Origin of the sequence: Streptomyces sp. NPDC006552, from assembly GCF_040611655.1 — a bacterium.
Lineage (GTDB): Bacteria > Actinomycetota > Actinomycetes > Streptomycetales > Streptomycetaceae > Streptomyces.
Window position 1 is genome coordinate 17,583 of record NZ_JBEXOS010000077.1, and the last position, 18,835, is coordinate 36,417.

The 18,835-nt window shown below is 74.3% G+C and carries 17 protein-coding genes and 1 pseudogene; 6 read left to right on the forward strand and 12 right to left on the reverse strand.

Translation table 11 applies throughout. The features are described from left to right. Window positions 1-23 precede the first annotated feature (23 nt). The gene (locus tag ABZY33_RS31325; RefSeq protein ID WP_356495093.1) at window positions 24-1,256 is read left to right on the forward strand and encodes a phosphodiester glycosidase family protein; all 1,233 of its coding nucleotides are present in this window, start codon (window positions 24-26) and stop codon (window positions 1,254-1,256) included. A 13-nt stretch (window positions 1,257-1,269) separates the two neighbouring features. On the opposite strand, the gene ABZY33_RS31330 is transcribed toward ABZY33_RS31325, so the two are convergent. The 7 genes from ABZY33_RS31330 to ABZY33_RS31360 all read right to left on the reverse strand — a co-directional run bounded on the left by ABZY33_RS31330 (window position 1,270) and on the right by ABZY33_RS31360 (window position 7,069). Further along, complete coding sequence (locus tag ABZY33_RS31330; RefSeq protein WP_356495094.1) at window positions 1,270-1,464, reverse strand: hypothetical protein; 195 nt, start codon at window positions 1,462-1,464, stop codon at window positions 1,270-1,272. Window positions 1,465-1,575: 111 nt separating this feature from the next. Then, on the reverse strand, window positions 1,576-2,433 hold the full coding sequence (locus ABZY33_RS31335; protein WP_356495095.1) for a phosphatidylinositol-specific phospholipase C/glycerophosphodiester phosphodiesterase family protein: 858 nt from the start codon (window positions 2,431-2,433) through the stop codon (window positions 1,576-1,578). A 132-nt stretch (window positions 2,434-2,565) separates the two neighbouring features. Further along, on the reverse strand, window positions 2,566-2,940 hold the full coding sequence (locus tag ABZY33_RS31340; RefSeq protein WP_356495096.1) for a VOC family protein: 375 nt from the start codon (window positions 2,938-2,940) through the stop codon (window positions 2,566-2,568). Between the two features lie 95 nt (window positions 2,941-3,035). Further along, window positions 3,036-4,139: an acyl-CoA dehydrogenase family protein gene (locus ABZY33_RS31345; RefSeq protein WP_356495097.1), complete on the reverse strand. Its 1,104-nt coding sequence runs from the start codon at window positions 4,137-4,139 to the stop codon at window positions 3,036-3,038. Next, window positions 4,136-5,320, reverse strand: a complete 1,185-nt coding sequence (locus ABZY33_RS31350) for an acyl-CoA dehydrogenase family protein (RefSeq protein WP_356495098.1) — start codon at window positions 5,318-5,320, stop codon at window positions 4,136-4,138. Before ABZY33_RS31350 ends, ABZY33_RS31345 begins: the two co-directional genes overlap by 4 nt. Beyond that, window positions 5,317-6,303 (reverse strand): NADPH:quinone oxidoreductase family protein, encoded by a 987-nt coding sequence (locus tag ABZY33_RS31355; protein WP_356495099.1) that lies wholly within the window; start codon window positions 6,301-6,303, stop codon window positions 5,317-5,319. The genes ABZY33_RS31350 and ABZY33_RS31355 overlap by 4 nt, the downstream gene beginning before the upstream one ends. 145 nt (window positions 6,304-6,448) lie before the next feature. Further along, window positions 6,449-7,069 carry an XRE family transcriptional regulator gene (locus ABZY33_RS31360; protein ID WP_356495100.1) on the reverse strand — a complete coding sequence of 207 codons (621 nt, stop codon included), beginning with the start codon at window positions 7,067-7,069 and terminating at the stop codon, window positions 6,449-6,451. Between the two features lie 108 nt (window positions 7,070-7,177). On the opposite strand from ABZY33_RS31360, the gene ABZY33_RS31365 reads away from it, so the two are divergent. The 3 genes from ABZY33_RS31365 to ABZY33_RS31375 are packed head-to-tail and all read left to right on the forward strand — an operon-like array spanning window position 7,178 to window position 10,257. Then, window positions 7,178-8,206 (forward strand): NAD(P)/FAD-dependent oxidoreductase, encoded by a 1,029-nt coding sequence (locus tag ABZY33_RS31365; protein WP_356495101.1) that lies wholly within the window; start codon window positions 7,178-7,180, stop codon window positions 8,204-8,206. 33 nt (window positions 8,207-8,239) lie between these two features. After that, window positions 8,240-8,836 carry a TetR/AcrR family transcriptional regulator gene (locus tag ABZY33_RS31370; protein WP_356495102.1) on the forward strand — a complete coding sequence of 199 codons (597 nt, stop codon included), beginning with the start codon at window positions 8,240-8,242 and terminating at the stop codon, window positions 8,834-8,836. Window positions 8,837-8,838: 2 nt separating this feature from the next. Continuing rightward, a complete protein-coding gene (locus tag ABZY33_RS31375) occupies window positions 8,839-10,257 on the forward strand; it encodes an MFS transporter (protein WP_356495110.1) in 1,419 nt (472 codons plus the stop codon). Window positions 10,258-10,332: 75 nt separating this feature from the next. Here the strand turns inward: ABZY33_RS31375 and hemC are convergent, their stop codons facing one another. Beyond that, window positions 10,333-11,265, reverse strand: coding sequence for a hydroxymethylbilane synthase (hemC, locus tag ABZY33_RS31380; RefSeq protein ID WP_356495103.1), 933 nt, complete (start codon window positions 11,263-11,265; stop codon window positions 10,333-10,335). Window positions 11,266-11,401: 136 nt separating this feature from the next. On the opposite strand from hemC, the pseudogene ABZY33_RS31385 reads away from it, so the two are divergent. Next, window positions 11,402-11,932 (forward strand): annotated as a pseudogene (locus tag ABZY33_RS31385) (hypothetical protein); the annotation flags it as partial. 289 nt (window positions 11,933-12,221) lie between these two features. Here ABZY33_RS31385 and ABZY33_RS31390 read toward each other — a convergent pair. From ABZY33_RS31390 to ABZY33_RS31400, 3 genes are all read right to left on the reverse strand, one after another. Beyond that, window positions 12,222-12,440 carry a hypothetical protein gene (locus ABZY33_RS31390; RefSeq protein WP_356495104.1) on the reverse strand — a complete coding sequence of 73 codons (219 nt, stop codon included), beginning with the start codon at window positions 12,438-12,440 and terminating at the stop codon, window positions 12,222-12,224. A gap of 40 nt (window positions 12,441-12,480) precedes the next feature. Then, on the reverse strand, window positions 12,481-13,812 hold the full coding sequence (locus tag ABZY33_RS31395) for an alpha/beta fold hydrolase (RefSeq protein WP_356495105.1): 1,332 nt from the start codon (window positions 13,810-13,812) through the stop codon (window positions 12,481-12,483). A 70-nt stretch (window positions 13,813-13,882) separates the two neighbouring features. After that, complete coding sequence (locus ABZY33_RS31400; RefSeq protein ID WP_356495106.1) at window positions 13,883-14,911, reverse strand: LacI family DNA-binding transcriptional regulator; 1,029 nt, start codon at window positions 14,909-14,911, stop codon at window positions 13,883-13,885. A 325-nt stretch (window positions 14,912-15,236) separates the two neighbouring features. Here ABZY33_RS31400 and ABZY33_RS31405 point away from each other — a divergent pair, with 325 nt between their 5' ends. Then, entirely contained in the window at window positions 15,237-18,329 is a 3,093-nt protein-coding gene (locus tag ABZY33_RS31405; RefSeq protein ID WP_356495107.1) for a family 78 glycoside hydrolase catalytic domain, read from the forward strand. 44 nt (window positions 18,330-18,373) lie between these two features. Here the strand turns inward: ABZY33_RS31405 and ABZY33_RS31410 are convergent. Beyond that, window positions 18,374-18,835, reverse strand: a 462-nt coding sequence (locus tag ABZY33_RS31410) for a substrate-binding domain-containing protein (RefSeq protein ID WP_356495108.1), incomplete at its 5' end; no start/stop codon positions are given.

The following is an 18,835-nucleotide window of genomic DNA, read 5'->3' on the forward strand; positions in this document are numbered from 1 at the left end:
GTGTCCTCTGCTGAACTCCTCTGATGCAGACGAGAGTTGGCAAGAGACGCGGGAGAGTCCTGGTGGCCGTGGCCGCCGTGTGCGCGCTGGCGGGCGCCGGCCTGACGGAGGCGGCGCCGGCGGGCGCCGCCCCGGCGGTGGAGGGGGTGGCGCCCGGTGTGTCGTACACCGGGTTCGATCTGCCCGGCGCGGCGGGCACCGCGCACGCCCATGTCCTCACCGTCGACCTGCGCGATCCGCGCGTGCGCGTCGGTCTGCTCCACCCGGGCGCGATCGGGGCCCGGGCCACCGTCTCCGCGATGGCCGACGCGACGGGCGCCGTCGGCGGCGTCAACGGGGACTTCTTCAACATCACCGAGACCCAGCATCCCGGGGTGGAGGCGACCGGGGCCGCGGTCGGTCCCGCGGTCGCGGACGGCCACGCCCTGAAGGCAGCCGTCCCGGACGGCCAGCGGTTCGGGCCCGCCCTGCCGCCGGGCACCTCCACCCGTGACGTGCTCGGTGTGGGGACGGACCGGCGGGCCAGGATCGACAGCCTGGCCCTGGACGGGTCGGTGCGCAGCCGCGCGGACCACGTGGTGCTCGGCGGGCTCAACCAGTACGCGCTGCCGGTGGGCGCGGTCGGGGCGTTCACCCCGGAGTGGGGCTCCGTCTCCCGGGCCCGCGCCACGTGCGGCACGGACACCCAGCGGGCGGCGCCGTGCAGCTCGGACACCTACGAGGTGACGGTGCGCCAGGGCCGCGTCGTGGCGACGGCGGACCGGCCGGGCGCAGGGCCGATCGCGGACGGGACGACGGTGCTGGTGGGCCGGGAGGCCGGCGCGCAGTGGCTGCGGAAGCTGTCCGCGGGCGATCCGGCCCAGGTACGGCACCGGCTGGTCGCCGGGCAGGCCCGCACCCCGTACGCGTTCGCGGTCGGCGGGTACCCGGTGCTGCGCGGCGGCGCACCGCTGCCCGGTCTCGACGCGCGGACGTCCGCGGTCCGTACGGCGGCCGGGATCGCCGATGACGGGCGCACCCTGCTGTTGCTGGCCCTGGACGACGCGCCCGCCTACCGCACGGGGCTGTCCATCGCCGAAGTGGCGGCGGCCATGCGCTCGCTCGGCGCCGACGACGCGTTCAGCCTGGACGGCGGCGGTTCGTCGACGCTGGTGGCCCGGGGACCGGGCGCGGCCTCGGTCACCGTGCGCAACCATCCCACCGACGCCCCCGAGCGCGCCGTCGCCAACGGCATCGGGGTCTACGCGCGCCGCTGACCACCCGCCGGCGTCACGGTTGGAGGCTGCTGACCAGGCCTGCCGTGGTGTCGATGCCGTCGTGGATCGTCGGGGCGACCGTGGTGCCCGCGAGCAGGAAGCCGAGCAGGACGCACACGAGGGCGTGCGAGAGTTTCATGGCTCCGTTGCGCAGGAAGAGCACCGCGACGATCAGGAGCAGCAGCACGAGGGAAATGGACAGCGACACCGTCGAACCTCCTTCGCCACGTCGGCACCGTGGCTTTCGGCCGCAAGTGTGACGCAGCGCAGGCCGTTCGGCGGTGTCTGACCTGTCCCCCGATCGGGTGCTAAATCCCGGTCACCGTTCGTGCGCGTCCAGGAAGGCCTCGAGCCCGGCGAGGTCGTCGGTGTTGAGGTGGTCGACGCCGGCGGCGAGCAGTTCGCTCCAGACGGTGTCCCGGGCGGGGCCGGCGGCGTCGGGGGTGGCCCACAGGCGCACGCGCTGCCCGCGGGCGTGGGCGGCCGCGACGATGCCGCGCAGCTTCGCGCGCTCGGCGGCGGGCATGGGCCCGGCGCCCTGCCAGGTGAAGTTCGTGGCCCAGTTGTCGCTGATGAGCGGGGTGAAAGAGGCCGGTGTCGCGGTCCCCAGGTCGGTGAGGCGTCCGTCGTAGAAGGCGCTGCGGGCGCGCTGCGCCTCCATCGGGACGCGGGCGGCGCGGTCTCCGGAGACGACGGCGGTGACGGGTCCGGTCCGCACCCGCCCGTGGGCGTACGTGGTGAACAGGCCTTGGTAGCGGCGCAGTTGCCGGTCGAGTTCGAGGTAGGTCGCGGCGCCTTCGGTCTTGATGTCGATGAGCAGTTGAAGCGGGATGCGCCGGCCGCGGTACACGGAACCGTGCTGGGCGCGTACCCGGGCGGCCAGCGGGGCGAGGTAGAGGGATTCGAGGGTGCGGGCCGGGTCGAGGTCGGCCGGGTCGTGGGCGACGAGCAGGTCGCCGTCGACGAGGTAGATGTCGGCCTCGACGCTGTTGAACCGGTGGTCCAGGGCGTCGAAGAGGGGCCGCGCGTGGTCGTAGTCGTTGTGGGCGTGGGCCCGCAGGAGCGGGCGGGGGCCGCGCCCGGCCCCTGCGGCGTGGGCGAGTTGGGGTGCGGCGACGCCGGCGGTCAGGGCGGCGGCGAGGGTGCCGAGGGCTCTGCGGCGGGTGGTGGGGGCCATGGGTGCCTCCCGTGGTGGGCGGGTGGGGACACGGCGAGTATGCGGGGCGCCCGGCACCACGGGGCAGGGTCACGGCGGGAGTTGGCCGGACCGCCGCCCCCGGTTCACCGCCGGGTCAGGCGTGCGCGGGCGTCACCCGGCACGCTCGGCGGCGCTCCGCTCGACGCAGAACTCGTTGCCCTCCGGGTCGAGGAGGGTGACCCAGCCCCGCCCGTCCGCGCGCCGGTGGTCCTCGTGCAGGGTGGCTCCGAGGGCGAGCAGCCGCTCCACCTCCTCCTCCCGGGTGACATCCTGCGGCTGCAGGTCCAGGTGCACCCGGTTCTTGACCTTCCTGGCGTCGTCGACGCGGACGAACAGCAGCTGAACGGCGGCGCTTGCCACCGTGGCCTCCGGGTCGCCCGGGTTGTCGTCGTCCGCGAGAGTGCCGCCGAGCACCTCGGCCCAGAAACCGGCGAGGGTGTAGGGGTCGGCACAGTCGAGGGTCACGTGTCTGATCACGGATGTCATGCGGATCAAAGGAACACGGCACCGGAGGAGTTGTCCAGGGCGGGCAGCGGTCTCCGGTGCGTCGACCGCTGCCCTCTGGACGTCCAGGGTGTCGCTCAGGATGCCTGGAGGTCGATCAGCTCGGCCAGTTCCGACCGGTGGTGGCCCGCGGTGCCGAGGGCGATCGCGTCGGCCTTGGCGCGTTTGAGGTAGAGGTGGATCGGGTGCTCCCAGGTCATGCCGATGCCGCCGTGCAGCTGGAGCGCCTCCTCGGCGGCCCGTACCGCGACGGGGGCCGCGAACGCCTGGGCGACGGCGACCGCCACGTCGGTGTCGTCACTGCCGGTGGCGAGCGCGTCGGCCGCGTTCCGGGCGACGGCGCGGGTGTTGACCACCTCCAGCCACAGCCGCGCGAGGCGGTGCTTGAGCGCCTGGAAGGAACCGACGGGCCGGTTGAACTGGTGGCGCTCGCGCGTGTAGCGGACGGTCTCCGTCAACAGCCAGTCGGCCAGGCCCAGTTGCTCGGAGACCAGCAGCCCCGCGCCGGCGCGCAGGCCCCGGCGCACGGGGGCCGCGGCGTCGTCGGCGAGGAGGCGTCCGGCCGCGCCGTCGAAGGTGACGGCGGCCAGCGGGCGGGTCCGGTCGAAGGAGGTCTGCGGCTCGACGGTGACACCGTCGGCCGTGGCGTCCACGGCGAACAGGCCGGCGGCCGTGGGGACGAGGAAGACGTCGGCGGCGGCCGCGTCGGCGACGGCGGTGACGCGCCCGCTCACCGCTCCCCCGGTGGCCCGTACGCCCCCCGCCAGGCCCTGCCCCGGCCCGGCCGACAGCGGTACGGCGAGCGCGGCGACGGTGTGGCCGCCGGCGAGGGCGGCGAGCAGCGTGCGCGCCTCGTCGCCGGCGCAGCCGAGCAGCACCTCGGTCGCGATGACGGCGCTGGTGAGGTACGGCAGCGGCGCCACGGCGCGGCCCAGCTCCTCGCAGACGACGGCGGCTTCGCGGTGCGAGGCGCCCTGGCCGCCCAGGTCCTCGGGGACGAGGAGTCCGGCGAGGCCCATGGTCTCGGCGAGGTTCTTCCACAGGGCGCGGTCGTGGGGCACGCCGGACTCGACGCGGGCGAGCACGGCGGTGGCGTCGCAGTGGTCGGCGAGCAGATCGCGGACGGCCGCGCGCAGCGCTTCCTCTTCCTCGGAGTACAGCAGATCGGGCTGTGCGCTCATCGGGCCAGGTCCTTCCAGGCGACGTCCTTGTCGGTGCGGGGCTCGGGCGGCAGGCCCAGGACGCGCTCGGCGACGATGTTCAGCAGGACCTCGCTCGTCCCGCCCTCGATGCTGTTGCCCTTGGCCCGCAGGTAGCGGTATCCGGCCTCGCGGCCCGCGAAGTCGACGATCTCGGGCCTGCGCAGGGTCCAGTCGTCGTACAACAGGCCTTCCTCGCCCAGGAGTTCGACCTCCAGGCCGCTGATCTCCTGGTTGAGGCGGGCGAAGCCGAGCTTCATGCCCGCGCCCTCGGGGCCGGGGTGTCCCGCGACGAGCTGCTGGCGCAGCCGCTCGCCGGTGAGGCGGGCGACCTCGGCGTCTACCCAGAGCGTGACCAGCCGCTGGTGCAGGTCGGTGGTGCGCAGTTCGGGGCGCTCGCGCCAGGTCTTGGCGACGATGCCGATGAGCCCGCCCTCGCGGGGCAGCCGCATGCCGCCGATGGCGACGCGCTCGTTGTTGAGGGTGGTCTGGGCGACCTTCCAGCCGTCTCCGACCTCGCCGAGGCGGTGGGCGTCGGGGATGCGGACGTCGCTGAGGAAGACCTCGTTGAACTCGGCCTCGCCGGTGATCTGGCGCAGCGGGCGCACGTCGACGCCCGGGTCACTCATGTCGCAGACGAAGTAGGTGATGCCGCGGTGCTTGGGCGCGTCCGGGTCGGTGCGGGCGATGAGGATCGCGAACCGGGCGTTGTGCGCGCCGGACGTCCACACCTTCTGCCCGTTGACGATCCAGGTGTCACCGTCGCGGACGGCGCGGGTGCCGAGCGCGGCGAGGTCCGATCCGGCGCCGGGCTCGCTGAACAGCTGGCACCAGATCTCGTCGCCGACCCAGAGCGGCTTGAGGAAGCGCCGCTTCTGCTCGTCGGTGCCGTGGTGCAGGACGGTCGGCGCGGCCATGCCGAGGCCGATGCCGTTGCGCCGGGGGGCGTTGTCGGGGGCGCCCGCCGCCTCCAGTTCGGCGTCGACGACGGCCTGGAGCGCGCGCGGCGCGTCGAGCCCGCCGAGCCCCTGCGGGTAGTGGACCCAGGCGAGTCCGGCGTCGAAGCGGGCGCTGAGGAAGTCGGCGCGCGGCGTGGTGGCGGGCGGGTGCGCGGCCAGGAACTCCTGGGTGAGGGTGCGCAGCTGCGCGGCGTCGACGCTCATGCGGCGCCTCCTGCGGTACGCGCGTCGAGGCCGGGGACGACGACGACGCGGCCCGTGGTGACGCCGTCGGCGACGCGCTGCACGGCGTGCGCCGCCTCGCTCAGGTCGACGCGCTCGCTGACCAGCGGCTTGACGGCGCCGCGGGCGGCGAGTTCGGTGAGCTGCTCGTGGCAGTCCGCGATCAGCTTGGGGTTCTTGGTGGCGTACAGGCCCCAGTGCAGGCCCATGATCGTGTAGTTCTTGACCAGGGCGTGGTTGAGGGCGGGGCTCGGGATGGTGCCGCTGGCGAAGCCGACCACGATGATCCGGCCCTCGAAGGCGACGGTCTTCGCGGACTGGGCGTACGCGTCGCCGCCCACCGGGTCGTAGACGACATCGGCGCCGTGGCCGCCGGTGGCTTCCTTGACGGCGGCGATCACGTCCTCGCTGCGCCGGTCGACGACCACGTCACAGCCGAGCTCCCGGGCCGTCCCGGCCTTCTCGGGGCCGCCGACGACGCCGATGACCCGGGCGCCCGCGGCCTTGCCGAGCTGGACGGCGGCGCTGCCGACCCCGCCCGCGGCGGCGTGCACGAGGAGGGTCTCGCCCGCCTGGAGCCGCGCGCGCCGGTGGAGGCCGAACCAGCCGGTCTGGTAGCCGACGTGGAGCGCGGCCGCCTCGGCGTCGTCCAGGGCGTCCGGCGCGGGCAGCAGGGCGCGGGCGTCGGCGACGACGTACTCGGCGAGTCCGCCGTGCGGCAGCGCGGGGGTGGCGATGACGCGGCGTCCGTCCTCGGTCTCGCCGCAGATCTCGACGCCGGGCGTGAACGGCAGCGGCGGCCTGACCTGGTACTGGCCCTTGCACAGCAGCGCGTCGGGGAAGTTGATGTCCGCGGCGCGCACCTTGAGCAGTACCTGCCCCTCGCCGGGCACGGGGCGCGCCACCTCTTCGAGGCGCATCACCTCGCTCGGCTCGCCGTTCTCGTGCACTTGCCATGCCTGCATGCGGGGCCTCCACGGACTGCTGTGTCGGGACTGCTGCGACGGCGCCGCCGCTGCGGCGGGCGCTACCGGCTTCCCGCGCATACTAAGCGGTCGCTTGCCGTCCTGTGAATGGTTCCGCGCCGCCCGGCCCGCCCGGCGGCCCCGGTCAGCTCTCGCCGCGCGCGGGCCGCGCCCGTACGTGCATCCGCTCCCCCTGCGGCCCGAACAGGCTGAGGAACTCGGCGGGGCCCTCCCCGGTCGACCCGAACCAGTGCGGGACCCGGGTGTCGAACTCGGCGGCCTCGCCGGGGCCGAGGATCACGTCGTGGTCACCGAGCACCAGGCGCAGTTTGCCGGAGAGCATGTACAGCCACTCGTAACCCTCGTGCGAGCGCGGGTCCGGCTCCAGCTGCCGGACCGGCTCGATCACCTTGTACGCCTGGAGTCCGCCGGGCTGCCGGGTGAGCGGGATCATCGTGCGGCCGAAGTGCCGGATCGGCTTCAGCCGGACCCGCGGGTCGCCGACCGGTGGCGCGCCGACCAGCTCGTCGAGCGGCACCTGATGGGCGCGGGCGATCGGCAGGAGCAGCTCCAGGCTCGGTTTGCGCAGCCCCGATTCCAGCCGGGAGAGGGTGCTGACGGAGATGCCGGTGGTCTCGGAGAGCCCGGAGAGCGTGGCGCCGCGCTCCTTGCGCAGGGCGCGCAGGCGCGGCCCGACGCCGCCGAGCACGGCGTCCATGCTCGCCTCGGGCGGCCCGTCCTCGCCTTCGTGTGCTTGCCGCGTCATGACCCCATTGCAGTTTCGGCAACTCTTTTTGTCAATACCGGAGAGCCGGGTGCACCTTCGACATCACGGAGCCGGCCACGGCATCCGACGCCGGAAGCGAGGGCCGTCATGGGCAAGCAGCAGTACAGCAAGGACACGTACGACGTCGTGGTCGTCGGCGGGGGGACGGCGGGCCTGTCGGCCGCGCTGATCCTGGGCCGCTCGCGCCGCTCGGTGCTCGTGGTCGACGCGGGCGAGCCGCGCAACGCGCCGGCCGCGCACATGCACGGATACCCGTCGCGGGACGGCATGGCCCCGGACGCGTTCCTGGCCGAGGTGCGCCGCGAGGTGGCCGCGTACGGCGTCGAGCTGGTCCGCGACCGGGTGACGGCGGCGGAGCCGGCCGGGGCCGTCGGGCCCGACGGGTTCGGCGTCACGCTGGCGGGCGGCGGCCGGGTGCACGCGCGCCGGCTCGTGGTCGCCACCGGCCTGGTGGACGAGCTGCCCGACCTGCCCGGCGTGGCCGAGCGGTGGGGCAAGGACGTGATCCACTGCCCGTACTGCCACGGCTGGGAGGTCCGCGACCGGGCGATCGGCGTGCTGTACACCCCGGCGTCCGGCATCCACCAGGCTCTCCTGTTCCGCCAGCTGTCGGCCGACGTGAGCCTCTTCCTGAACGGCGCCGACGAGGACGAACTGCCGGACGAAGATTGGCAGTTGCTGGCGGCGGCCGGGGTCAGCGTGGTGAGCGGCAAGCTCGACGCACTGGTCGTCACCGACGACGCGCTGACCGGGGTGCGGCTGGCCGACGGGCGGGAGTTCGCGCGCGGCGTCTTCGTGGTGCCGCCGCGCATGGTCCCGGGCGACTCGCTGCTCACCGCCCTCGGAGCGCGCACGAAGGAGACCCCGGCCGGACCCTTCGTCGACGTGGACCCGACGGGGCTGACCAGCGTGGCGGGGGTCTGGGCCGTGGGCAACGCGACGGGCCCCGCCGAGCAGGTGGTGAACGCGGCGAGCGCCGGGTACCGGGCCGGCGCCACCCTCAACGCCGAACTGCTCCACGCCGACCTGGCGCGGGAGGCGGCGCGGCGCCGGAGCGGAGTCTTCTCACCGGAGGGCGAGCGCGCCGTGGCCCGCTCCGGCACGCAGTGGGAGTAGACGCTGTCTACGGCAGTGCGGTAGACAGTGTCTATGCAGACGGACAGCACTGGCCGAAACCTGCGGGACCGCCTCATCGACACCGGCGTGGCCCTCGTCGACGCGCAGGGCGCCGCGGCCCTGAGCCTGCGGGAGATCGCCCGCGCGGCCGGCGTCTCGCACGGCGCGCCCCGCCGCTACTTCCCGACCCACCTGGAACTGCTGTCGGCCATCGCGCGGCGTGGCTTCGCCGACCTCGGGGCGCGAGTGGCTCAGGCGGGGCAGGGCAGCGGATCCGACGCACCGCAGGACCCCCGCGCACGGCTCGCCGCGCTCGCCCGTGTCTATCTCGACTTCGCGGCGCACCATCGCGGCATGTACGAGCTGATGTTCCGTCACGACCTGCTGGAGAGCGGCACCTTGGGGCTGCGGGAGACCAGCCTGCCGCTCTTCGGGATGCTGACGGAGCTGGTCGCCGCCGTGCGGCCTGAGGCCGAGCCGGCGTTAGCGGCCGGTGCGCTGTGGGCGAATCTGCACGGTGTCGCGCAGTTGTGGGTCTGGGGAAGCCTCCCGCTCGCCGTCGGGCACGACGCCGTCGAGCCGCTGATCACCAGGGTGCTCGACGCCCACCTGGGCCCGGTGGCGCCGTGAGCGTGCTGTCGCTGCGCCGCGTCACGCTGGCCGGCAGCGTCGTCGGGGCCGTCCTCGTCGCCCTCGACGGGACGGTCCTGACCGTCGCCCGGCCCGCGCTCCAGCACGATCTGGGCGCCTCGCTCACCGAGGCCCAGTGGACGAGTACGGCCTATCTGATCGCCGTGGCGAGCCTGTTGGTCTTCGCGGGGCGGCTCGGCGACCGGTACGGGCACCGGCGGCTCTTCGCCCTCGGCATGCTCGGGTTCGCGGCAGCGTCGGCGGGGATCGGCTGGGCGCCGGGCATCGGCTGGGTGATCGCGCTCCGCGTCGTCCAGGGCGGGTGCGGCGCGCTGCTGCAACCGGCCACGCTCGGCATGCTGCGGGCCGCGTATCCGCCGGAGAGGCTGGGCATGCCGATCGCGCTGCGCACAAGCGCGATCGGCGTGGCGGCGGCCGCCGGACCCCTGGTCGGCGGCGTTCTGACGGACCGGTTCGGCTGGCGTTCCGTCTTCTTCCTCGGGGTGGTGCCCGCCGTGGTGATCGCGCTGCTGGTCCTGCGGGTGAAGGAACCGGAGCCGTCGGCGGCGCCGGGGGCAGCGCCCGGCCTGGACCCGGGCGGGGTGGTGCTGCTCGGCGCCGCGCTGGCCTGCCTGGTCACGGCGCTCGTCACCCTCTCCGACCGGGGCGGATCCGCGTACACGGTCCTCGCGGCGGCCGCCGGGGGCGTCGCGGCCACCGCGCTGGTGCGGCACGAGCGGCGCACGCCGAGCCCGCTGCTGCCCCTGTCCGTCGTGGCCTCGCCGGTGGTCGTGGCGGCCCTGTGCACCCTGCTGACCGCCTCGGCCGCCCTGTTCGGCACGCTGTTCGTGGCGTCGTACTTCCTCCAGGACGTCCTCGGGCTCGACGCCCTCGGCACGGCCCTGTACCTGCTGCCCGCCGCGCTGTGCATGGTCCTGGCGGCGCCGCTCGGCGCGGTGCTGCTGCGGCGGCACGGGGCGCGGGTGACGACCGGTGCGGGCATGGTCCTGCTGGCGCTCGGCGTCTTCGCCTTCGGCCGCCTCGACGGCACGGCCACGGCACCGGCGGTGGGGGCATGCGCCGTCGCCGTGGGGGCGGGTTTCGGCGCCGTCATGGTCAGTGCGACGGAGGCGCTCGTGCGCCGGGCCGCGGTGGCCGACGCCGGGGTGGCGGGCGGGCTCCAGCAGACGGCGATGAACGTGGGACCGACGCTCGGCGTGGCGCTCAGTACGACGCTGCTCGCCGCCGGCCACGGCCTCCCTCGCGCGCTGGGCCCGACGCTGACCGTCCTGGCGCTCGTGACCTGCGTCGGCGCGGTGGCCGCGCGCGGCCTGCCCTCGCGGACCCGGGACACGGCCCGCTCCCCCGCGCAGGAACAGGCCCGGCCACCGGGCGGACCTGTCGCCCGCACGGACCGATGAGCGCGCGGGCGCCGGACGGTGCGGCCCGGCAGCCAAGCGGCACCGCCCTCGCGTGCGGGCCCCGCCCGGCCCGCCTCAGTGCGCGATGCCGTCGATCAGCTCCCGCGCCCCCTGGCGCAGCAGCGCCACCGCCACGGACATGCCCAGCGTCGCGGGGTCCAACGGCCCGGCCCACTCCTGGGCGTTCAGCACGCGCTTGCCGTCCGGGGTGAACACGCAGGCCCGCAGCGACAGATCACCGCTGCGCTCGGCGCGCGCGTACCCGGCGACCGGCGAGTTGCAGTGGCCCTGGAGCACGTGCAGGAACATCCGCTCGGCGGTCGCCTCGCGCCAGGTGTCCCGGTGGCCGAGCCCGCGGACCGCGTCGAGAGTCGCCTCGTCGTCGGCGCGGCACTGCAGCGCCAGGATGCCGGCACCGATCGGCGGGCACATCGACTCCGGCGACAGTACGTCCGTCATGAGGTCGGGGCGCCCGATCCGCTCCAGGCCGGAGACGGCGAGCAGCAGCGCGTCCGCGTCGCCCGCGGCGAGCTTCTCCAGCCTGCGGTTGGCGTTGCCGCGCATCGGCACACAGGTCAGGTGCGGGTGCGTGGCGGCCAGTTGCGCCACCCGGCGGACGGAGGAGGTGCCGATGCGGGTGCCCTCGGGCAGTTCGTCCAGCCGCCGCCCCTGCGGGTCGATCAGCGCGTCGCGTACGTCGTCACGCTCCAAGTAGGCCCCGAACGTGCACCCTTCGGGCAGCGGGCGGTCGGCCGGGATGTCCTTGAGGCAGTGCACGGCGAGGTCGGCGTCTCCGTCGAGCAGCGCCTGGTCGACCTCTTTGGTGAAGGCGCCCTTGCCGCCGAGCGCGGCGAGATCCCCCATCCACTTGTCGCCGCTGGTGGTGACGGGGACGACCTCGGTACGGATGCCCGGGTGGAGCGCGGCGAGTTCGGCGCGGACGCGCTCCACCTGGGCCAGCGCCATCGGGGAGGACCGGGAGACGATACGGATCAGCTCGGCAACCATCAGGCCACGATAGTGCGCCGCGCGCCCGCCCGTTGACCGCGTCGGGCCATCGGCCGGGCGCCCGCCCCGCCGCTCTTTTCGGGGCGGGCCGGAAATGCTTTCGTGTGCCGGGGCTCTCACCTGGCACTCTGCGTCCATGGACGAGGCGGGCGTACTTCTTCTCGGTGGCCGGGCCGGGGTCGGCAAGACCACTGTGGCGTGGGAGGTCTCGGTGCTCCTGCGCACCGCGAGCGTGCCTCATGCGGTGGTCGAGGGCGACTTCATGGGGCAGATCCATCCGGCGCCCGCGGGTGATCCGCGCCGCACGGAGATGACCGAGCGGAATCTGACGGCCGTCTGGGGCAACTTCGCCGAGCGGGGCTGCCGCCGGCTGGTCTACACGAACACCGCGAGCGTCCTGCCCGAGGCGACCGGCATGTTCGAGCGCGCCATGGGGCCGGCGGTCCGGATCACCAGGGTTCTGCTCACCGCCACCGACGCGACCGCCCGCACGCGCCTGACCGGCCGCGAACGCGGCTCCGAGCTGGAACACGAGCTGGCGGCCGGTCTCCGCAATGCGCGCCTGCCGGACCAGCGGTCCGCGCCGGGGACGGTGCGGGTGGCGACGGACGGACGGAGCGTCGTCGACCTCGCCCGCGCGGTGGTGGCGGCCACCGGCTGGACCGGGGACCGGCTGACCGCGCCCGACCGCTACGGCTACGGCTACGCCGAGCCCAGCGGGCACGACCGGGCGTGGTACCAGTACCGGCGGGTCTCCTCGCTCTCCTCGTCCCCGCCCGCGGGAGCGCCGCAGGTGCAGCGGCCCGCGCGGGGGTCGATGAGCCCCGCGGCCTCGCGCTGCCCCGCTTCCCGCAGCTCCACGGCCAGTTGATGGGCGTAGTCCTCGACGAGGAGCGCGGCGGACGCGGCGGTGTGGCCGCCGCGCCGCAGCTCCTGGATCAGCTTGGAGCGTGCCATCATCGGCGCGGCCCGTCGGGGGTACCTTCCACGAGACGCAGCAGGTCGCTCTGGTCCCAGCCGGTGATCCGGGCCACCTCCGCCTGGTCGTCCGGCCGGACGCCGTCCTGGCGCAGGGCCGCGACGGCTTCGGCCTGGAGGTCGAGGCGGGCGCCTTCGAGCGCCTCTTCGGCTTCCCGGTAGCGCTGGGCGGCGAGTTCGAGCTTGGCGGTGTCCACGCCCGAAGTCTCGCACAATCCGCTGGTCGCGCCGGGCCCGTCACACCTCGCCGCGCACCATGGCGAGCAGCCGGTCCAGGACGCGCGGGCCGCCCGCCCGCAGCCCGTCGTGCTCGAACTCGTTCGTCACCCAGGGGCGCAGCCCCCGGATCGACGCGGCCGTGCGCAGGGCGTGGCCGGTGTCGACGTACATGTCGTCGTGGTAGACGGCGGCCGCCACCGGGACCTCGTTGGCCGCGAGCCGGGTCGCGTCGTACAGCGGCGCCCAGTCCGTGCGCGCGGCCAGGTCCTCGGCGACGTCCCGCAGCGGCCGCAGGGCGGGATCGCACGCGAACTGCCAGGGGTGGACGGACTCGCCGGTGAACAGCAGGGCCGTGCCGGAGGCGAGCGCCTTCTCGCCGTCGAACTGCGGGAACTCGCCGCGCACCCGCTCCGCCGACCAGTTCGTGGCGCGGCCGTCCTGCGCGTAGATCGCCTCGTGCAGCAGCGCGTAGATCGGGTGGCCCGCGTACGACAGGGCGGCGGCCACCTGCTCCTGGAAGGCGTCCGACAGCGCGCGCCCGCCCGGGGTCGGCACGAAGGCGTCCTCCAGCAGGTAGTGCAGCCGGTCGCTGCCGTCGCCGGCGCCGAGCCAGATGCCCAGCGACTGGAACGCCTCCAGGGTGAGGCGGTAGCCGTTCGGCAGGACCGGCTCGTGTTCGAGGACGTACGCGGCGATCTCCCGGGCCCGGGCGACGTCCATCGGGTAGCGGGCGTAGTGCGCGCGGACCTTGCGTTCGACGCGCGGGTAGGCGGCGCGGTACACGTCGTCGGCGTGGCCGTCCAGGGTGGGCAGGCCGCCGGTGACGAGCGCCGCCGTGAGGCCCTCGGGCGCGGTCGAGAGGTAGTGGGTGGCGCAGAAACCGCCGAAGCTCTGCCCGAGGATCGTCCAGGGGGCGCCGCCGGTGACCACGTGGCGGATCAGTTCGCAGTCGCGGACGATTCCGTCGGCCCGGAAGTGGGCGAGGTGGTCGGCCTGGGCGGTGGCGTCGCCGCGCAGCGGGAGCGTCTGCCGGTTGACCGGGGTGGAGGCGCCGGTGCCGCGCTGGTCGAGCAGGAGGACACGGTGGTCCCGCAGCGCGCGGCCGAGCCAGGCCTGCGTGCCCGAGAACCGGTTGGCGCCGAAGCCGGGGCCGCCCTGGAGGTAGAGCAGCCAGGGCAGGTCCTCGCCCTCGCGGCCCGCGGCGACGGCCTCGCGCGCGTACAGCTCGATCCGTTCGCCGTCCGGCCGGGCGTGGTCCAGGGGGACGGAGAAGCGGCGGTCGGTGAGGACGACCCCGGGCTGGCGGTAGCTGACGGCGCTCACGGCGGCTCCTGTGCGGCAGTTCTGCATACGGTGCGGGCGGCCAGGATTGCGGACGCACCGGGCCGCGGCCCAGTTCAGCACACATGTGCGGCGGCGGTCAGCGCGGGCCCAGGCTGGAGCCGCGGACGACGAGTTCGGGCTGGAGCACGACGCGGCGGTGCTCGTGCGCGGTGCCCGGGTGGTCGGCGGCGTCGATCTCCTCCAGGAGGAGGCCCGCGGCGAGCGCGCCCATGGTGACGGCCGGCTGGCGCACAGAGGTGAGCGGGACCGCCGCGGCGGCCGCGAACTCGATGTCGTCGTAGCCGACGATCGCGACGTCCCCGGGGACCCGGACCCCGGCCGCGTACATGGACTGCAGGACGCCGAGGGCGAGCAGGTCGTTGGCGCAGAACACGGCGCTGGGCCTGTCGGCGAGGCCGAGCAGGCGGGCTCCGGCGTCGCGTCCGGCGGCGACGTCGAGCCGCTCGGTGGGCAGTTCGTGCAGGGCGGACGCGGGCAGGCCGGCCTCGGCCAGCGCGCGCAGGGCGCCCTGGCGGCGGTCCTCGACCTGGTTGAGGGCGGGCGGGCCGCTGACGTAGGCGATGCGGCGGTGTCCGGCGTCGACGAGGTGGCGCACGGCGAGCGCGCCGCCGTTGACGTCGTCGACGGAGACCGAGCATTCGGTGGCGCCCTCGGCGACGCGGTCGACGAGGACGAAGGGGATGTCGTGGCGCCGGAACGCCTCGACGGTGCGGCCGGTCGCCTCGGCGGGGGTGAGCAGGACGCCGCGCACTCTTTGTTCGGCGAAGAGCGAGAGGTACTCGGCCTCTTCCGAGGCGCTCTGGGCGCTGTTGCAGACCATGACGCCGAGCCCCGCGTCGCGCGCGGCCCGCTCGGCGCCGCGCGCGACGTCCACGAAGAACGGGTTGCCCATGTCCAGGACGAGCAGGCCCATGATGCGGCTGCGCCCCGCCCGCAGCTGCCGGGCGGACTCGCTGCGCACGTAACCGAGCCGGTCGATGGCGGCGAGGACGCGGGCCCGGGTCTCGTCGGCGACGGTCGTGGGCCGGTTGATCACGTTCGAGACCGTCCCCACGGAGACCCCGGCGACGCGGGCGACGTCCTTGATCCCCACGGTCTGTGCCATCGGGTGTGGACCTCCAGGTGAGCGGGTGCGGCAGGGGGAGTCTACGGGGGCCCGCGCCACCGCCGTCCGACCGGCCGGACGCTCCGGCGAGCAGGGCACCGCGGCACGGCAGGTACGGTCGCGATCGGTTGAATCGTTTCGTGTCACGACACCAGAAACGGGATACGCGCCGCGCCGACCACGAGCCGAGCCGACAGCGTCTGTCCGCATAGTGCAAGCCTCTTGCCACCGGGCAGCGCTGCACATAGGTTCCCCCACCCCACATTGAATCGTTTGAACCGTTCAACGGGGCCGAGCACCTTCACCGTCGAAGGGAACCTGACAGATGAGCAGCGAGATCCGCCGCAGGACCGTCCTGGCCGCGACCGCGGGCGCCGTGCCCGTCGTGGCCGCCGCCGACACGTTCGGGACCGCCGCGGCGGCCGAGGCGGCGCCCGCCCCGGCGCGCGCCGCCGGCTCCGTCACCGGGCTGACCGTCGAGCACCGGGAGCAGCCGCTCGGCACGGACGCCGCCCGGCCGCGCTTCGGCTGGCGCCTCGGCTCGGCGCGGCGCGGGCTCACGCAGGGCGCGTACCGCATCCGGGTGGCGTCCTCGCCCGCCCGCCTGGCCCGGTCGCGCGCCGATGTCTGGGACAGCGGCCGGGTGGCGTCGGGCGACTCCGTGGCCGTGCTGTACGACGGGCCCCGGCTGAAGCCCTCCACCCGGTACTTCTGGACGGTCTCGGTCTGGGACGGCACGGGACGGCCGCTCGGCACCGCGGCCACCGCGTCGTTCGAGACGGCCCTGCTCTCCACGGACGGCGTCACCGGCTGGGACGGTGCTCGGTGGATCACCATGCAGGGCAAGGCGCCGAACTCCGCGGGCGCGCCGCTGCTGCGCTGCGAGACGCCGCTGCGCACGGGCCGGGTCAGCGAGGCCCGCCTGTACGTGAGCGCGCTCGGCGTCTACGAGGCGTACGTGAACGGTGAGCGCGTCACCGTCCCGCAGGACGGGGGCCGGACCGTCGAGCTGCTGACGCCGGGCTGGACCAACTACGACATGACCGTGAACTACCTGACGTACGACGTCACGCGGAGCGTCGCGCGCGGCCGGTCGGTCACGCTCGCCGCGGTCCTCGGCAACGGCTGGTACAACGGCAGGATCTCCGAGGGCAGCACGTACTACTCCAAGGACGGCAACGCCCTCTGCCTGAAGGCGAAGCTGCTGGTCCGCTACGCCGACGGCAGCACCCAGTCCGTCGTCACGGAGCCGGGCGGCGGCTGGCGCGCCACCGACACCGGGCCGTACCGCGCCGACGACATCTACGACGGGCAGACGTACGACGCGCGCAAGGAACTGGACGGCTGGACGGCCGGCGGGTTCTCCACCGCGGGCTGGGCGGAGGTCGAGGAGTCCGGCTACGACGGGACGTTCCCCGGCGCGAAACTGACCGCGTACCCGGGCGAGTCGGCCCGGCTGATGGAGAAGTGGGACCGGCGCCCGCGCTCCGTCACGGTCTACCGCGAGGTCACGGGCGCGTCGTCGAGCGCCGACGGCAAGGGCCGGATCGTGCCCGACGAGATCCGCTCGACGAAGGACGCGCCCGGCCCGGTCACCCTGCGCCCCGGTGACACGGCCGTCTTCGACCTCGGCCAGAACATGGTCGGTGTCCCCCGCTACACGCTGCGCGGGCCGGCCGGCGCCGAGGTCGTCGTGCGGTTCGGCGAGATGCTCAACGACGACAGCGCGGGCGCCGACGGCCCGGTGGGCTCGCTGTACCGGGCCAATCTGCGCAGCGCCAAGGCGACGAGCACGTATGTCCTGCGGGGCGCGGCGGACGGCGAGACGCATCAGGACTCGCTCACGTTCTACGGCTTCCGCTACGTGTCGGTCCAGGTGACGACGCCCGGCGCCGAGGTCACCGTCTCCGGTCTCACCGGCAAGGTCGCCACCTCCGCGCTCCGGGACACCGGCAGCGTCACCACCGACGACGACGCCGTCAACCAGCTGTTCAGCAACGTGCGGTGGGGTCAGCGCGGCAACTACCTGTGGGTGCCGACCGACTGCCCGCAGCGCGACGAGCGGCTCGGCTGGACCGGTGACACCCAGGTCTTCTCGAACACCGGCCTCTACAACACGGACGCCGTCGCCTTCCTCAGCCACTTCGAGTCCGTCCTCGTCGAGTCACAGCGGATCTACGGCGTGGACGGCGCCCAGTTCACCGCGGTGGCGCCGGGCAACCGGTACAACGCGGCGGCCCCGTGCAGCGGGTGGGCGGACTGCGGCGTGATCGTGCCGTGGACGGTGTGGCAGATGAGCGGCGACCGCACCCTTGTCGACCGCAGCTGGGACGCGATGGTCCGCTACATCGACTGGATCCGGCGCAAGGGCGGTGACACGTACGCGGGGCAGGGCGCGATCTTCGCCGACTGGCTGGCGTTCCAGAACACCGGCACCCAGCTGATGAGCGACGTCTACTACGCCTACAGCGTCCGGTTGATGGCACAGATGGCGCGGGCCACCGGGCGCGCCGCCGAGGCCGAGGACTACGACGGCCTCTTCACCCGGATCAGGCGCGCGTTCATGACGAAGTACGTCGAGACCGACGGGGACCGGATCACGGTGCGCTCCAGCCTCGGCGGCAAGCCCGGCATGGGCGGCGAGCCGGAGGACGACAGCCAGTCCGCGCTGCTGTGGGTCCTCAAGCTCGGCTTCTACGACACGCAGGCGCAACGCCGGGCTCTGGTCGCCCTGTTGGCGGAGAACATCGGCAACGACGCGGCGTACAAGGCGGCCCACCCGGACAGCGCCCGTGTGCGGTACGCGCAGAACACGCTCTCCGTCGGCTTCCTCGGCGTGAACGTGCTGGCGCCCGTCCTCACCGACGAGGGCCGCGCCGACCTCGCGTACAAGCTGCTCCACCAGAACGCCATGCCGTCGTGGCTGTACTCCGTGGAGAACGGCGCCACCACGGTGTGGGAGAGGTGGAACTCGTACTCGAAGGAGGACGGTTTCGGCCCCGTGGAGATGAACTCCTTCAACCACTACTCCTACGGCGCGATCGCGGAGTGGATGTACGCCTACATGGCGAGGATCGCCCGCGATCCGGAGCACCCCGGCTTCCGGCGGTTCCGTCTCCAGCCGCACCTGGACCCGACCGGCGCGATCACCCGGGTCACGGGCCGCCACCTGTCCCCGTACGGCGAGATCACGAGCGCGTGGTCCCTGGCCGGGGACGGGAAGCTGACGTACGAGGCGGTGGTCCCGGCGAACAGCGAGGCGGCCCTGAGCCTGCCGGCGGTGTCGGCGTCCGCGGTGCGCGAGGGGCGGACGCCGCTGGCCTCGGTGGCCGGGGTGCGGTTCGTGGGCTTCGCGGACGGCACGGCCACCTACCGGCTGCCGGCCGGACGGTACCGGCTGACCAGCACGGTGCGCTGACGCCCGCCGGGAGACGCGGTACGGGGCCCGCTCCGCGTCTTCCGTCAGGCCCCGGGCAGCGCCCTGCTCGATCCGCGGACCACCAGCTCGGGCCGGAGCACGACCCGTTGGTGGCGGTGCCCGGCGGCGTGCTCGCCCGTCTCTTGGAGCAGCAGCTGCGCCGCGACGGTCCCCAGGGTGTGGGCGGGCCGGCGCACCGAGGTGAGCGGGACCGTGGCGGCCGCCGCGAACTCGATGTCGTCGTAGCCGACGATGGAGATGGCGTCGGGGACCTTCACTCCGGCCGCGTACAGGGCTTGGAGCACGCCCAGGGCGAGCAGGTCGTTGGCGCAGAAGACGGCCGTGGGTCGGTCGGCGAGGCCGAGCAGCCGGGCGCCCGCGTCGCGTCCGGCGGCCACGTCGAGCCGCAAGTCGAGACGTCGGGCCCGGTGACGGTGGCGTCGTACGCGGAGACGGACGCGGCCGGGGCGGAGTCGCGGAAGTCGTCGAGGGCGGCCTGTTCGCGG

What these genes read in the sequence shown, in the direction of transcription:
- ABZY33_RS31350 (WP_356495098.1), bottom strand. Translation starts at nt 5,320, where the DNA reads ATGAGCGTCGACGCCGCGCAGCTGCGCACCCTCACCCAGGAGTTCCTG.
- ABZY33_RS31405 (WP_356495107.1), top strand. Translation starts at nt 15,237, where the DNA reads ATGAGCAGCGAGATCCGCCGCAGGACCGTCCTGGCCGCGACCGCGGGC.
- ABZY33_RS31325 (WP_356495093.1), top strand. Translation starts at nt 24, where the DNA reads ATGCAGACGAGAGTTGGCAAGAGACGCGGGAGAGTCCTGGTGGCCGTG.
- ABZY33_RS31365 (WP_356495101.1), top strand. Translation starts at nt 7,178, where the DNA reads ATGGGCAAGCAGCAGTACAGCAAGGACACGTACGACGTCGTGGTCGTC.
- hemC (WP_356495103.1), bottom strand. Translation starts at nt 11,265, where the DNA reads ATGGTTGCCGAGCTGATCCGTATCGTCTCCCGGTCCTCCCCGATGGCG.
- ABZY33_RS31400 (WP_356495106.1), bottom strand. Translation starts at nt 14,911, where the DNA reads ATGGCACAGACCGTGGGGATCAAGGACGTCGCCCGCGTCGCCGGGGTC.
- ABZY33_RS31340 (WP_356495096.1), bottom strand. Translation starts at nt 2,940, where the DNA reads ATGACATCCGTGATCAGACACGTGACCCTCGACTGTGCCGACCCCTAC.
- ABZY33_RS31395 (WP_356495105.1), bottom strand. Translation starts at nt 13,812, where the DNA reads ATGCAGAACTGCCGCACAGGAGCCGCCGTGAGCGCCGTCAGCTACCGC.
- ABZY33_RS31345 (WP_356495097.1), bottom strand. Translation starts at nt 4,139, where the DNA reads ATGAGCGCACAGCCCGATCTGCTGTACTCCGAGGAAGAGGAAGCGCTG.
- ABZY33_RS31370 (WP_356495102.1), top strand. Translation starts at nt 8,240, where the DNA reads ATGCAGACGGACAGCACTGGCCGAAACCTGCGGGACCGCCTCATCGAC.
- ABZY33_RS31335 (WP_356495095.1), bottom strand. Translation starts at nt 2,433, where the DNA reads ATGGCCCCCACCACCCGCCGCAGAGCCCTCGGCACCCTCGCCGCCGCC.
- ABZY33_RS31355 (WP_356495099.1), bottom strand. Translation starts at nt 6,303, where the DNA reads ATGCAGGCATGGCAAGTGCACGAGAACGGCGAGCCGAGCGAGGTGATG.
- ABZY33_RS31360 (WP_356495100.1), bottom strand. Translation starts at nt 7,069, where the DNA reads ATGACGCGGCAAGCACACGAAGGCGAGGACGGGCCGCCCGAGGCGAGC.